Genomic DNA, 13,263 nt, shown 5'->3' with positions numbered 1-13,263 from the left:
TATGTGCCCCCCGTGAGCCGACCCGCAGCCCGTCCCACCCCAACCGTTCCCCGGTCCGTCCGGTGACGGGGGCTGTGCGGCTGACCGACGACGCGACTCCGCCGTCGCGGCTCGCGGCCCTCGTCGACGACCTCCGGGTCCGGCTTGGCCACGGTCGCGACCCGGTGGCGACGACCGAGCTCGTGCGGGTCCGGCCCGACGCCTTCCCGCTTCCGGGCTCGGGGTCGACCCGCATCCTGTGGGAGTCGTTGGCGTCCGTCGCGGCCGTGGACCTGACGGCGGCCCGCACCCTCGAACCACACCTCGATGCCTTGGCGATCCTCGCTGAGGCCCGGTCGGCCGGGTACGCCGTCGCCGCGCCAGTCCCCGACGACGCTGCGTGGGGAGTCTTCGCCGCGGAGGGGCCCGGTGTCCGGCTCGAGGCGCGAGGCGACACGGGCCGCGCCGCCGGCACCGTCCGACTGCACGGGACGAAGCCGTGGTGCTCGCTGGCCGGATCGCTGTCGCACGCCCTCGTCACCGCCTGGGAGAGCGACACCACCCGGCGGTTGTATGCCGTCCGCCTGGGTCCGTCGAACGGCGTGACCGTCCAGCCCTCGGCGTGGTTCGCCCGGGGTCTGACCGCCGTGCCCAGCGGTCCGGTCGACTTCGACGGCGCCGAGGCGGTCCCGGTCGGTCCGACGGGGTGGTACCTCGAGCGCCCCGGGTTCGCCTGGGGCGGCATGGGCGTGGCAGCCATCTGGTACGGCGGCGCGGTGGGCGTGGCCCGCCGCCTGCTCCTCGGCGGACGAGAGCCCGACCAGATCGCGCAGATGCACGTGGGGGCGGTCGACGCCGCGCTCTGGGCGGCTCGGACCTGCCTCGACGACGCGGCTGCCCGGGTCGACGACGGCCGCGCGACGGGTGAGGAAGGCGCACGACTCGCCTTGCGCGTGCGGCACGTCGTGGCACGTGCCGCGGAGTCCGTGGTCGAGCGCGTCGGCCATGCGACCGGACCGGCACCCCTGGCGCTCGACGACGACCACGCCGCGCGCGTCGCGGACCTGCAGCTCTACCTGCGGCAGGAGCATGCCGAGCGCGACGAGGCTGCCCTCGGCCGGTATGTCCTCGAGCGTCCCGTCCTCGACGGCGGCAGCGGCACCGACGGCCGACCGTGGTGACCCGCGCGCGGCCCTTCACGCACTCCGAGCGGGGCACGGCGGAGAGCCTGTGGTGCGAGCGACCCGAGTGGGCCGACCTCAGGCCCGCAGACGCTCTGCTCTCAGGGCGTGGGCGCCTCGTCGTCGTCGCTGCGCACCCCGACGACGAGACGCTCGCCACAGGCGGACTCATGGCGATTGCAGCACGAGCCGGACTCGAGGTGACGGTCGTGCTGCTCAGCGACGGTGAGGCGTCGCACCCCGGTTCCCCCACCGTGTCCAGCGGCGACCTGGCCACTCTCCGGGTCGCGGAGTCCCGCGCCGCGCTGGCTCGACTCGCGCCGTCGGCGACGCTCGAGAGGCTCGGTCTGCCGGACAGCCGCCTGGCCGCCTGCACCGCCGAGATCGTCACGGGCCTCGTCGACGTCGTCGGCGAGCGCGGCGGCGACACCGTCGTCGTCGCCCCGTGGCGGCACGACGGCCACGCCGACCACGACGCGGCCGGGTGGGCCGCGGGAGTGGCGTGCCGGCGTACCGACGCGGTGCTCTGGGAGTACCCCCTGTGGCTGTGGCACTGGTGCGAGCCCGAGCGGGCGCCGTGGGGGGACCTCCACGCCCTCACCCTCGACGCCGACGTGCAGGCGACGAAGCAGGAGGCCGTGGCGCTGCACCGCACCCAGGTGGCTCCGGTCTCCGACGAGCCCGGGGACGAGGCCGTCCTCCACGAGGACATGCTCGCCCACTTCGCGCGGCCCTTCGAGGTCTTCCTCCGGCTGGACCTGCCGACCGATGACAGCCTCGACGAGCTGCATGACTCGTCCAGCGACCCGTGGCAGGTGCGCACGAGCTGGTACGAGCAGCGCAAGCGGGACGTCACCCTGGCGGCCCTCCCGCACGAGCGTTACGGCCGCGCGCTCGAAGTCGGTGGGTCCGTCGGGGCGCTCGCGGAGGACCTCGCGACACGGTGCGACCGGCTCGTCGTCGTCGACGAGAGCGGGGCCGCCGTCGAAGCCGCGCGGTCCTCGTTGCGAGGGCTCGACCACGTCGAGGTCGTGCTCGGCAGCGTCCCCGAGGACTGGCCCGACGGCCCCTTCGACCTCGTCGTCGTCTCGGAGGTCGGGTACTTCCTCAGTCCGGCGCGGCTGGGACGGCTCGTGACACGGGTCGACACGTCCCTCACGGACGACGGCGCGCTCGTGCTGTGCCACTGGCGGCATCCCGTGCGGGGCTGGCCGCTCGACGGCCTGCGGGTCCACGAGCTGTGGACCCGCACGTCCGCCCTGCCCGTCGTGGCCACACACCTCGAGCGGGACTTTCGGCTCGATGTGATGTCGAGGTCCTCGGCGCACCGGGCCGGCTCGCCATGACGGCCCACCTCCACCGCCCCCTGACGCACGTGCACGTGATCGTCCCGGCCAACGACGAGGAGGCCCTGCTCCCCCGCGCCCTCGGTTCGATCGACGACGCCGTCGGGGAGCTGCACCGGTCCCGACCCGGCGTCCACGCACGCGTCGTCCTCGTGCTCGACGCCTGCGTCGACCGCTCACGCGAGGTCGCCGCCCGGCACCGCGACGTCACGGTCGTCGAGGTCGACCGTCGGTGCGTCGGTGCCGCTCGCGCCCACGGCGTCGTGGTCGCGACGGCCGACGTCGCGGAGCCGGACACCGGTCGTCACTGGCTGGCCGGCACGGACGCCGACTGCGTGGTCCCGCCCGACTGGCTCGTCCGGCAGGTCATGCTCGCCGATGCCGGCCTCGATCTCGTGACCGGCACCGTGCAACCCGACGACGAGCTCGACGCAGAATCCCTCACCCGGTGGCACGCCCTGCACCAGCTGCGTGATGGTCACCCGCACGTCCACGGCGCCAACCTCGGCGTCCGGCTCTCTGCCTACCTGGCGGCCGGGGGCTTCGAGCCGCTCGCGGTCCATGAGGACGTGGGTCTGGTCGAGCGCATCCGTGCGTCCGGAGCCGCCTGTCTCGCCAGCTCGTCAGTACACGTGCGCACCTCGGGCCGCACGCAGGGACGCACGCCCGGCGGCTTCGCCGACTACCTCGGGGCGCTGGTTGCCCAGGGTTCACTCACCGGCTGAGGACCCAGCCCGACATGCGGCCGGCCGAGTCCGTGGCGCGTTGGCGGGTATGTCCGCTGCGTGGAGCCGATACCCCAGACCCGTGACGCGCTGCGACGGATGGCACTGCGTGGAGAGATCGACATCGCCGGCCAGCTGGCCAGGGTGACCGAGAGCCTCACGGCCGTGGTGCCGGCCATCGTCGCGTTCAGCATCGGCATCGCCCGCCACGACGTCACGCTGACCTACGTGTCGAGCACCCTCGAGGCCGCGTGGCTCGACGGGGTGCAGTACGTCGACGACGGTCCCTGCGAGCAGGCGGCCCGCAGCGGTGAGGTCGTCGCCGTCGACCACCGCGAGCTCCTCGACGAGGGTCGCTGGCAGCTTTTCGCCCAAGCCGGCGCTGCTGTGGGGATCCGCAGCACCCTGTCTCTCCCCGTCCTCGACGCGTCACGCGTCATCGGCGGCGTCAACCTCTACGGCAGCGGCACCGACACCTTCGTGGGCCGTCACGACGAGGTCGCGGCGCTCGTCGGCGGGTGGGCGGAAGGCGCGGTGACGAACGCCGACCTCAGCTTCCGGAGCCGGGTCGAGGCCACCGACGCGCCCCGACGCCTCGAGGAGGTCGAGACGGTGCGTGTCGCAGTGGGCGTGCTCGTCGACGCCCAAGGGGTGTCCCCGGAGGTCGCCGAGAGCAAGCTCTACGAGGCCGCCGCGCGGGCCGGCATACCGGTGGTGGCCCTGGCGCTCATGGTGATCGGCGAAGGGGGCGAGAGCGGAGGTCCGTGACCTCCCGATCGGGCCGGCGCGGTGCCATCATGCACCTATGACCACGCACCGCCCCGACACGATGGTGGGCGACGTTTCCGGTCTGGATGCCGCGAATGTCGTCACGACCCTGGCCAGGGTCCTGGCCGAGACACCCGGAGTGCTGCCCACCCTCCACGAGATCGCCACGAGGTCGGTGGACCTCGTGCCCTGCGACTGGGCGGCCGTCGCCGTCGCGGAACGCTTCACGCGTCGACGTGCCCGACTGGCCGACTCGACCGACGATGTGCTCATGGAGAGAGTGGCCGTGGTCGCGGCCGAGGCCGGCGACAGCCCGGGCCTGACCGCTTTCGAGGCCGGCGAGACCGTGCGGTGCGACGACCTCGCGCACGAGTGCAGGTTCACGGCTTACGCCACGCAGCTCGTCGCACGCACGCCCATCCGGGCGGTGCTGTCGGTCCCGCTGCGCTTCCACGACGCGACTCTCGGCGTGCTCACCCTCTACAGCGCCACGCCCCACTCGTTCGACGAGTCGTCGGTCGCGCGGGCGACTCTCGTCGCCGAGCACGCCGCCATCGCCGTGGAGGCGGCTCGCAGCGACGACCGCGCCGTCCAGCTGCAGGCGGCCCTGGAGCACAGCCGGACCATCGGGGCCGCGATCGGCATCCTCGTCGAGCGTCACCGCATCCTGCCCGACGAGGCCTTCCAGATGTTGCGCGAGGCGAGCCAGCACACCAACCGCAAGCTCGCGCAGGTGGCGACCGACCTCCTCGAGACCGGAGCCCTGCCCGAGGTCTGACCACCTCGCACGAGGGATGACGACCTCGCCGGCACACTCGGCCGCCTTGTCGTTAGCGGGACGTGCGCGCGCCTCCGCTGCCGTGGTCACTCGCTGAGTCGAACCAGCGCCGCCAAAGGGACGGAGACACAGTGCGAGGTGGTCGGACGCCAGGTCGAAGGCACGACGCCGCCACGTCCCGCCTATGCGGCCGGAGGGAGGAGCTGCGCAAGCGCGTCACCCATGCGGTCCCGGCTCGCACCGTTGCGCCCGATGTTCCCCAGCCCGAACTGCAGGTTCGAGGACAGCGTCACCTGCACGGTGCCGGGAGCGACCTCGCGGATTCGGGCCGTGACCTTCTCTCCGAACGCAAGCACCATCCGCCCCGCGGTGAAGACGAAGACGCCGGTCGCAGCATCCGAGGAGAGATGCTGCATCCCGGAGCGGCGCGCTGCCTCCTCGAGGGCCGTGACCGCCTCGCCGCCGCTCGCCCGGAACGTCATCGACCGCGTGTTCCTTGCGCTCATCCCACCGCTCCTCACCCGACGCCATCCGCAGGTCCGCGGCGCGGCCCGGCTCCAGGGCCGGCCTTCCGGCCGACCATCCCGCGTCTACGACGAGAGTAGCGAGACGACGGCGGCGTGCGCGATGCTTCAGGCGCACCGACGTCGGGGATCGGGCGGGGCCGCACGTGGCGACGTCCAGCGCTGCACGACGGAGCACGTGGTCGCGAGGTGCGCCGTTCACGTCCGGACCGAACGCCGGGAGCCCTACAGTGGGGCATGGCAGACATCATGCTTGGCCTTTTCGCGATCGTTGCCGGCGGCTTCATGCTCTTCGCCGGACAGCTGGCGCTGCGTCTGGTCCTCCCCATCTGGGGCTTCTTCGCCGGGTTTGCGTTCGGGGCAGGGCTTTTCGCGGAACTTGCCGATGAGCGTGTCCTCGGCACGGTGCTCGGTTGGGTGGCGGGATTCGTGTGCGCCCTGATCTTCGCTCTCCTCGCGTACCTCTACTTCGCGGTGGCGGTCGTTCTCGCCATGGCGGCCTTCGGCTTCGCGATCGGTTCGGGCCTCGTCGTCGCCCTGGGCATCGACTGGAACTGGGTTGCCGTCCTGGTGGGCATCGCAGTCGGAGCGGTGCTCGGACTGGTGGCGGTCATCGGCAACCTCCCGATGATCGTGCTGGCTGTCGTCAGCTCGATCGCCGGGGCGGTCAGCGTCGTCGCCGGTCTGATGCTGCTGGTGGGCGCGATCGACTCCGCCGACTTCACCCGGGGCACCTTCACGCAGGCGGTGCACGCCGGCTGGGGCTGGTACCTGACCCTGCTCGCCCTTGCCCTGATCGGCATCGTCGCCCAGACCCGGCAGCGGCTCGCGATGCGTCGCACCGTCCAGGAGACCTGGTACGTCGAGAGCCGCTGACGTAGGACCGACATCCAGGCGCCGCAGTCAAGCGCGCCCTGCGGCCGCAGGTACTCCGTCTTCGGCACCCTTCGTCGAGGCGCGTGAACCCTGGTGGGCGCCGTCGTCCCTTCCCTCAACGGCCGGCAAGATCCAGCCCGAATGCCGTGGCCATCGAAGGAGCGCCGGCCGCCTCGCCGAGCGGCTCCGCAGCGATGACCTCGCTGTAGAGACGGGCGAGTGAGTAGTGGGTCAGCGGCGTCGTGACGACGGCGCCATGCAGGGATGGGTGGGCAACGGTGGTCAGGACGAGGTTGTTCTGCTGGTGGTCATCCTCATCGGCGGTGACCACGATCGCGAGATGCCCGGCGCGCCAGTCCGGACCCGACATCACCGCCTCGATCTGCGTCCGGAGCCAACGGTCGGCGACGGGGAGATCGCAGTCGTGGGCGTCGTCGCACAGATCGGGAATGACCATACCGGCGTTGGGTAGCCGGCCGCTGGCGGCGTCGTCGCTCAGCTCACCGGCCGGCACGTCGTACCGAGCGCAGGAGGGTCGCTCGCTCCGGTAGTAGGCCCACGGGTTGTGCTTCACGACGTACCGTCCGGAGTTCTCCGTGGCGCAGTTGCCGGGCATTCCCTCGGCGTACACCTTCGCCGACTTGCCGAGCGCCAGCGCCTGGCCGAACACGGACGGCTGGTCGGTCGTGTGGCTGGATGGCGGGGCATCATCCCCGACGGCGAACGTGCTGCCGCCCGTCATCGCCAGGTAGTTGGGCAGCGACGGATGGGTCACCGCCTCGTAGGTCGTCGCGATCGCGAACTCCCGACCCAGGGCTGCCGTGTAGGGCATGGACGCACGCATCTGGTCCAACGAGTGGTTCTCGACGACGAACACCAGCAGCTTGGTCACCTTCGCCGGTTGAACCGTGGCGAAGGTGACCGGCGCGAAGGGTTCTCCCGCTCCGCAGGCGCTGAGAACCACCAGTGCCGTGGCGATCACCAAGCCGAACACCTTGTGCGACACGCGTCCTCCACCGTCTGAAGCAGCTTGCCGGGCCGACAGTACCTCGGGGCCGTCACAACGGGCTGGGAAGCGAGAGCGTGCGCCCGGTTCGTCGAACGGGCCGACGAGCGGCGGACCAACGCTGCGCCTGCCTGCATGCCCACATCGATTGCGCGCCGTGCGAGTTCCGGGGTTCGATGGCCGTATGCGCGTCCGGCACGTCCGCAGCCCCCGGTGGGCTGCCGCCGCAACGGGCTTCGCCGTGCTCCTCGCCGGTTGTCTCGCGGCCTGCGACGCCGGTCGCGCGGCGAGCGACCCGACCGACATGAGCCGCCCGACGATCGGCCGGCTCGACACCACGGTGCGCGTGTTGCAGATGAATCTCTGCAACAGCGGACGCGCTGACTGCTACTCCGGCGGGCGTGCCGTCAGCCGGGCGGTTGCACTGATCCACGAGCATCAGCCGGACATGGTCAGCCTCAACGAGGTCTGCCGCGATGACCTGCCCGTCCTCGAGCAGGCGATGTCGGCCACCGTCCCGGTGACGGCGGTCGCCTCGGCGTTCACGTCCGCGAAGGACCGCCAGACCCATGCACCGGTCCGTTGTCAGAACGGCCAGGAGTTCGGCGACGGCGTCCTGGTCATGGTCTCGCCCCCGGTAGTTGGCTCCCGCAGCTACAGCGGCGTCTACCCGGTTCAAGACCCCCACGACTCAGAGGAGCGCGTCTGGGTCTGCATCGACCTGGCCACACGGTTCTCCGCCTGCACCACGCACACCACCAGCGTCGACGCCACGATCGCGCTGAACCAGTGCCAGTACCTGTTGAGCTCCGCGGTGCCCGGGATCAGCCGCCACAACGGGGCCCGCCCGATCGTCCTCGGCGCAGATCTCAACCTCGCGGCTCGCGGTTCACCCAGCCCACAGTCATGCCTGCCCAGCGGCTACCAGCGCACCGACGACGGCGGTCTGCAGAGCGTGGTGGTGAGTCCGGGTATCGGGGTGCGCACGCACTCCGTCATCGACATGCAGGGCACCACTGACCACCCCGGCCTGCTGGTCGACCTCGTCCTGCCACGCCCCTGAGCGCAGGCCGGGTCCCTCCCCCGCACCCGACGGCAGCAGCGGACCCGAGCCGGGTGGGGTGCGGCGTCATCCAAATGTCGTAGAGGCAGATCGGGCGTCCGGCGGGGCACGGCTGGGTGTTGAATCCATAGCGTTCCAAGCATGACTCTGTGGCCATCACCCCGGCCCTCGCGCCCGGCGTCCTCCCGTGCACGCCTGGCGCTGCGCGCCGCCGGGACGAGCCTGGTCGCGGCGATGGTGCTCGCCGTTGGCGTCACGCCCTCGGCGACGTGGGCCTCGACCGTGTCCGACGAAGTGCACTACACGTTCACGGGCTCCACCTCGGTGGCCATCGACTGGCGCGGGCCGGCCAACGACGTGCGCTGGGGGACGACGACTGACTACGGAAACACCGCCACCGGAGTGGCGCCGGGCGTGATGCCGTGGTCGTCACCCGGCCCGTTCTGGCAGCTGCAGATCGGGGGGCTCAGTGCCGGCAGCACGTACCACTACTCGATCGGCGGAGGCCCGGACTACACCTTCCACGCCCCGCCGACGACGAACTACCGGTTCGATGCCATCGGGGACGTCGGTGACACGGCACACTTCGGCAAGCTCGGGACCACGCTTGACAACATCAGCGCGGATGACCCGTCGTTCGTGCTCATGGTGGGCGACCTGACGTATGCCAACAGCGGGAGCAGCGGTCAGAGCGCCGTCGACACGCACTTCAACGATGTGATGCGCTGGAGCGGACGGGCCGCGTACATGCCCGCCTGGGGCAACCACGAGTACGACGTGCCGGGCTCGGACGATCTGCGTAACTACAAGGGTCGCCTGCTGATGCCCAATGCTGCTGCCTCCCCCGGGTCTCCGGCGATCTCGTGCTGCGGCGACGACTGGGGATGGTTCGACTCCGGCCCCGTGCGGTTCATGTCGTACCCGGAGCCCTGGACCGGCGCGTGGGCCGATTGGCAGTCCAAGGCCGGCCCGCTGATGCGCCAGGCGCAGGACGACCCGAACATCAAGTACATCGTCACCTATGGTCACCGTCCCGCGTACTCGACCGGCTACCACGCGGGCGAGACGCAGATCGCCTCCATCCTGGGCGGCTTCGGAGAGGCCTACAGCAAGTACGTGCTGAACATCAACGGCCACTCGCACAACTACGAGCGGTTCCAGCCCATCCAGGGCGTCACGCATGTCACGGTGGGGGCGCCGTCGTCACTCGAGCAGCCGTGGACCAGCTCAGACCCGCGCACCGCGATGCGCGCCATGCACCTGTCCCACCTGCGGGTCGACGTCGGCGACACCGGCATCAAGCTCCAGGCGATCTGCGACCAGTCCACTCCGGGTGAGGACCTCACGTGCAGTGCGGGCAGTGTCATCGACGAGTTCGTCATCGGCACTCCACCAGCCCTGCCGGTTGCGAGCGACTTCTACGTGGACAAGACCGTCTCGGCCTGCAGCGACTCCGGGCCCGGGTCGAAGGAGGCGCCGTTCTGCACGGTCACCAAGGGGGTTGCCCGCCTGCAGCCCGGCAACGCCCTCTACATCGGAGACGGCAGCTACGCCGAGACGGTCAAGCCGTCCGTGTCAGGCACGGCCAGCGCACCGGTCACGATCACCAGCTGGCCGGGCCGCAGCCCGGTGATCGGCAACGGCGTGACCAACGGGGCCTACATCTCGAGCAAGAGCTACATCACGCTCTCCAACCTCACCTTCACCGCGACCACTGGTGACGGGGTCTATGTCACCAAGAGCGACCACATCACCGTCACCGGCAACACCGTGACCAACACGGGGCGGCAGGCGCAGGGAGCGACAGCTCCCGGGATCAGCATCCGGGCCACCAACAACTCGGTGGTGTCCAACAACAACAGCACCCACAACAGCGACACCGGGATCTACGTGACGAACACGTCGACCGGCAACACGGTCAGCAGCAACGAGGCGAGCTACAACGCCCAGGGTTGGCAACGGAACGCCAACGGCATCAACGTCACCAGTCCGGGCAACACCATCATCCGCAACGTCACCCATGACAACGAGGACACGGGTGTCCAGCTCTACACCGGCGCCAACAACAACCTGGTCACCTTGAACGTCTCCTACAACAACGGGGACCACGGCATCGACAACCTCAACGTGACCGGGGGTCTGATCGTCGGGAACACCGTCTTCCACAACTGCACGAGCGGGATCAACCTCGAAGGCTCGACGTCGGGGAGCTACCGCATAGCCAACAACATCGCCGTCGACAACGCCGTCTATCCCGCGTACTCAGGCATCGCCTGCGCTCGCCGCGCCGGCAACATCGGTGTGTGGGACGGCGCGCAGAACTCCACCCTGGTGGATCACAATCTGGTCTTCCTGAGCAAGTCCGGGGTGATGTACGCGTGGGGAACGACGTACAGCTCCCTGACCGCGATGAAGGCGGTATCCGGGCAGGAGGCCGCGGGCATACAGGCAGACCCCGTGTTCCTCGACAAGCCTTCCTGGAACCTTCAGCTCAAGGAGGGGTCGCCCGCCATCGACCGCGCCGACAGCGGGGTGCCGGGTGAGCAGACCACCGACATCCTGAGCTACCCGAGGGTGCGAGACGCCAGCGTCAGCAATGCCAACGCAGCGGGACCGCGCTTGTATGACGACCTCGGCGCCTACGAGTTCCAGCCGGACATCGTGCCGGTCCCCATCCAGCCGCCGGTCGCCGACCTGACGCTCACCCCGACGCAGGGCACCGCACCCCTCGCGGTGACGGCAGACGCCAGCGCCTCCTTGGACCCACAGGGGCAAGTCCTCAGCTACGCCTTCGACTTCGGTGACGGCACCACGGTGGCGCCGCAGGCGCAGTCAACCTTCAGCCACACGTACCTCAACAGCGGGGTCTACATCGTCAGGGTCACCGCGCGGAACACCTCCGGCGTCACGGGCACCGCCAGCGGGACCGTCACGGTCAACGCCCCACCGCCACCCGTACTGCCACCCACCGCCATGCTCACCGTCACACCGGCCGATGGGGTTGCGCCCCTGCTGGTGACGGCGGACGCGTCCGCCTCCAACGATCCCCAGGACGCCGCACTGACGTATGCGTTCGACTTCGGTGACGGGACGGTCCTGCCTGCTCAGACCGCCCCCACGGCGACCCATGAGTACCAGAGCCAAGGCACGTTCTCGGCAGCGGTCACGGTGACGAGTGCCAGCGGGCTCACCAGTGTCGCCAGCACCACGGTCACGGCGACAAAGGCCTCGAGCGTCCAGGCGCCCGCCGCATCGTTGAACGTGGCCCCGACCAGTGGCACGGCGCCACTGCCGGTGACCGCGGACGCGTCCGCCTCCAGCGACCCGCAGGGCCAGAGCCTGACCTACGCCTTCGACTTCGGCGATGGCACCACCGTGCCCGCCCAAGCCAGCCCCACCGCCACGCACACCTACACAACGGCAGGGTCTTACCTGGTGACGCTGACGGTCCGGAACGTCAGCGGGCTGAGCGACACGGCGGCGACCACGGTGGCCGTGAGCGACCCGCCCCCGATTCAGACTCCCGTCGCCCGGCTCACCCTGAACCCGACCAGCGGCACCACACCACTACCGGTGACCGCCGACGCGTCCGCCTCCAGCGACCCGCAGGGCCAGAGCCTGACCTACGCCTTCGACTTCGGCGACGGCACCACCGCGCCCGCCCAAGCGAGCCCCACCGCCACCCACACCTACACCACCACCGGCACCTTCACGACCACCGTCACCGTCACCAACACCTCCGGGCAAGCCTCCACCGCCCAGCAAACCGTCAGCGCAGCCGCGCCCATCCAGGCCCCGGTGGCCCGGCTCACGCTGAACCCGACCAGCGGCACCACACCACTACCGGTGACCGCCGACGCGTCCGCCTCCAGCGACCCGCAGGGCCAGAGCCTGACCTACGCCTTCGACTTCGGTGACGGCACCACCGCGGCCGCCCAAGCGAGCCCCACCGCCACCCACACCTACACCACCACCGGCACCTTCACGACCACCGTCACCGTCACCAACACCTCCGGGCAAGCCTCCACCGCCCAGCAAACCGTCACGACCAGCGCACAGCCCGCCTACGTCGCGACGCTGGGTACCAGCTCAGCCACCACGACAAAGAACTCGGGAACCGTGACCGTGAGCCCCGTCGCTGGCGTGGGCCGAGGCGACCTGGTGGTGATCACGCTTCAGATCGCGGCCAAGTCGACGACCGGAGCCGTGGCGGCCACCGACACGGCGGGCAACACCTACGCGGTGGCCCGTGATGTGCCGGTGAGCGGCGGTCGACTCCTGGTCCTGACGGGGCTGGCCACCAAGCCGCTCACCACCGGAGCGAAGATCACGGCAACCTTTCCCGGATCGAGCACGTATCAGATGGTGGCCGACGAGCTCGCCGGCGTGACCCGCGTGGACCGTGCGGCTGCCGCCATCGGCACGAGCACCAACTACGCCTCCGGTCTCACCGCCACGACCACTGCACCCCGCGAAGTCGTCTTCGGCGCCGTGGCCACGTTCACGAGGGCCACCACCCCCTCATGGACCACCTCGTGGACCGCCCTCACTGCCCAAGCAGTGTCCAAGGCGAGCCTCGGAAGGGCCTACCAGCTCCCCACTTCAGTGGGCACCTTCAATGCAGACGGCACCATCGCCGGCACCTGGGCCGCCCTCGTGATCACGTTCAAACCGTAGAGTCACCGCCGCCGACCGATTCACCCTTTCAACGACATCCCCGGTCATGGGCGCCAGCTGCTGATCGGCGCCAGCTGCTGATCGGGGGCCGTGACGACCCTCAGGGGACGCCTCCTGCCAACACGGCCTGGTCCCAGTCACTCCCCCGGGCTGCGCGAGGTGCCCCACACGACAGGGCAGCCCCCCCGACCGGGGGTCTGTCAGGCGAACGGTGTAACTGGCGTTTTCATGGTTAGAGGTTCTCCGGCGCCGGCATGCGCGCCTCGAAGGTGACCGCGAACGCGTTCAGGGCCGGCTTCCACCGGGTGACCCATCGTGCCTGCCCGAGTCCTTTGGGGTC

The 13,263-nt window shown here is 70.4% G+C and carries 10 protein-coding genes; 8 read left to right on the top strand and 2 right to left on the bottom strand.

The genetic code is table 11. From position 1 onward, the window contains the following. The first annotated feature begins 62 nt into the window (after positions 1 to 62). The 5 genes from AB4Y83_RS05030 to AB4Y83_RS05010 are packed head-to-tail and all read left to right on the top strand — an operon-like array spanning position 63 to position 4,777. On the top strand, positions 63 to 1,160 hold the full coding sequence (locus AB4Y83_RS05030) for an acyl-CoA dehydrogenase (RefSeq protein WP_442273371.1): 1,098 nt from the start codon (positions 63 to 65) through the stop codon (positions 1,158 to 1,160). Next, entirely contained in the window at positions 1,154 to 2,506 is a 1,353-nt protein-coding gene (locus AB4Y83_RS05025) for a PIG-L family deacetylase (RefSeq protein WP_442296200.1), read from the top strand. Before AB4Y83_RS05030 ends, AB4Y83_RS05025 begins: the two co-directional genes overlap by 7 nt. Next, complete coding sequence (locus AB4Y83_RS05020) at positions 2,503 to 3,231, top strand: glycosyltransferase (protein WP_442273369.1); 729 nt, start codon at positions 2,503 to 2,505, stop codon at positions 3,229 to 3,231. Before AB4Y83_RS05025 ends, AB4Y83_RS05020 begins: the two co-directional genes overlap by 4 nt. Before the next feature lie 60 nt (positions 3,232 to 3,291). Continuing rightward, on the top strand, positions 3,292 to 3,999 hold the full coding sequence (locus AB4Y83_RS05015; protein WP_442273368.1) for a GAF domain-containing protein: 708 nt from the start codon (positions 3,292 to 3,294) through the stop codon (positions 3,997 to 3,999). Positions 4,000 to 4,036: 37 nt separating this feature from the next. After that, positions 4,037 to 4,777, top strand: coding sequence for an ANTAR domain-containing protein (locus AB4Y83_RS05010; RefSeq protein WP_442273367.1), 741 nt, complete (start codon positions 4,037 to 4,039; stop codon positions 4,775 to 4,777). 182 nt (positions 4,778 to 4,959) lie between these two features. Here the strand turns inward: AB4Y83_RS05010 and AB4Y83_RS05005 are convergent, their stop codons facing one another. Beyond that, on the bottom strand, positions 4,960 to 5,283 hold the full coding sequence (locus AB4Y83_RS05005; RefSeq protein WP_056777381.1) for a hypothetical protein: 324 nt from the start codon (positions 5,281 to 5,283) through the stop codon (positions 4,960 to 4,962). A gap of 255 nt (positions 5,284 to 5,538) precedes the next feature. On the opposite strand from AB4Y83_RS05005, the gene AB4Y83_RS05000 reads away from it, so the two are divergent. After that, positions 5,539 to 6,177 carry a DUF4203 domain-containing protein gene (locus AB4Y83_RS05000; RefSeq protein WP_442273366.1) on the top strand — a complete coding sequence of 213 codons (639 nt, stop codon included), beginning with the start codon at positions 5,539 to 5,541 and terminating at the stop codon, positions 6,175 to 6,177. Between the two features lie 115 nt (positions 6,178 to 6,292). On the opposite strand, the gene AB4Y83_RS04995 is transcribed toward AB4Y83_RS05000, so the two are convergent. Continuing rightward, positions 6,293 to 7,183: an alkaline phosphatase family protein gene (locus AB4Y83_RS04995; protein ID WP_442273365.1), complete on the bottom strand. Its 891-nt coding sequence runs from the start codon at positions 7,181 to 7,183 to the stop codon at positions 6,293 to 6,295. A gap of 304 nt (positions 7,184 to 7,487) precedes the next feature. On the opposite strand from AB4Y83_RS04995, the gene AB4Y83_RS04990 reads away from it, so the two are divergent. Further along, positions 7,488 to 8,246, top strand: a complete 759-nt coding sequence (locus AB4Y83_RS04990) for an endonuclease/exonuclease/phosphatase family protein (protein WP_442296199.1) — start codon at positions 7,488 to 7,490, stop codon at positions 8,244 to 8,246. A gap of 648 nt (positions 8,247 to 8,894) precedes the next feature. Beyond that, positions 8,895 to 12,923: a PKD domain-containing protein gene (locus AB4Y83_RS04985; RefSeq protein WP_442296198.1), complete on the top strand. Its 4,029-nt coding sequence runs from the start codon at positions 8,895 to 8,897 to the stop codon at positions 12,921 to 12,923. The last annotated feature ends 340 nt before the right edge of the window (positions 12,924 to 13,263 follow it).

The organism is Terrabacter sp. RAF57 (assembly GCF_052113925.1).
In the GTDB taxonomy this organism is placed as follows: Bacteria; Actinomycetota; Actinomycetes; order Actinomycetales; family Dermatophilaceae; genus Terrabacter.
The sequence above is the reverse complement of the archived record's forward strand: the minus strand, read 5'-3'. Positions and strand labels throughout refer to the sequence as shown.

Coding starts and splice junctions, on each gene's coding strand:
- AB4Y83_RS04990 (WP_442296199.1), top strand. CDS start 7,488: ATGAGCCGCCCGACGATCGGCCGGCTCGACACCACGGTGCGCGTGTTG.
- AB4Y83_RS05020 (WP_442273369.1), top strand. CDS start 2,503: ATGACGGCCCACCTCCACCGCCCCCTGACGCACGTGCACGTGATCGTC.
- AB4Y83_RS05005 (WP_056777381.1), bottom strand. CDS start 5,283: ATGAGCGCAAGGAACACGCGGTCGATGACGTTCCGGGCGAGCGGCGGC.
- AB4Y83_RS05000 (WP_442273366.1), top strand. CDS start 5,539: ATGGCAGACATCATGCTTGGCCTTTTCGCGATCGTTGCCGGCGGCTTC.
- AB4Y83_RS05010 (WP_442273367.1), top strand. CDS start 4,037: ATGACCACGCACCGCCCCGACACGATGGTGGGCGACGTTTCCGGTCTG.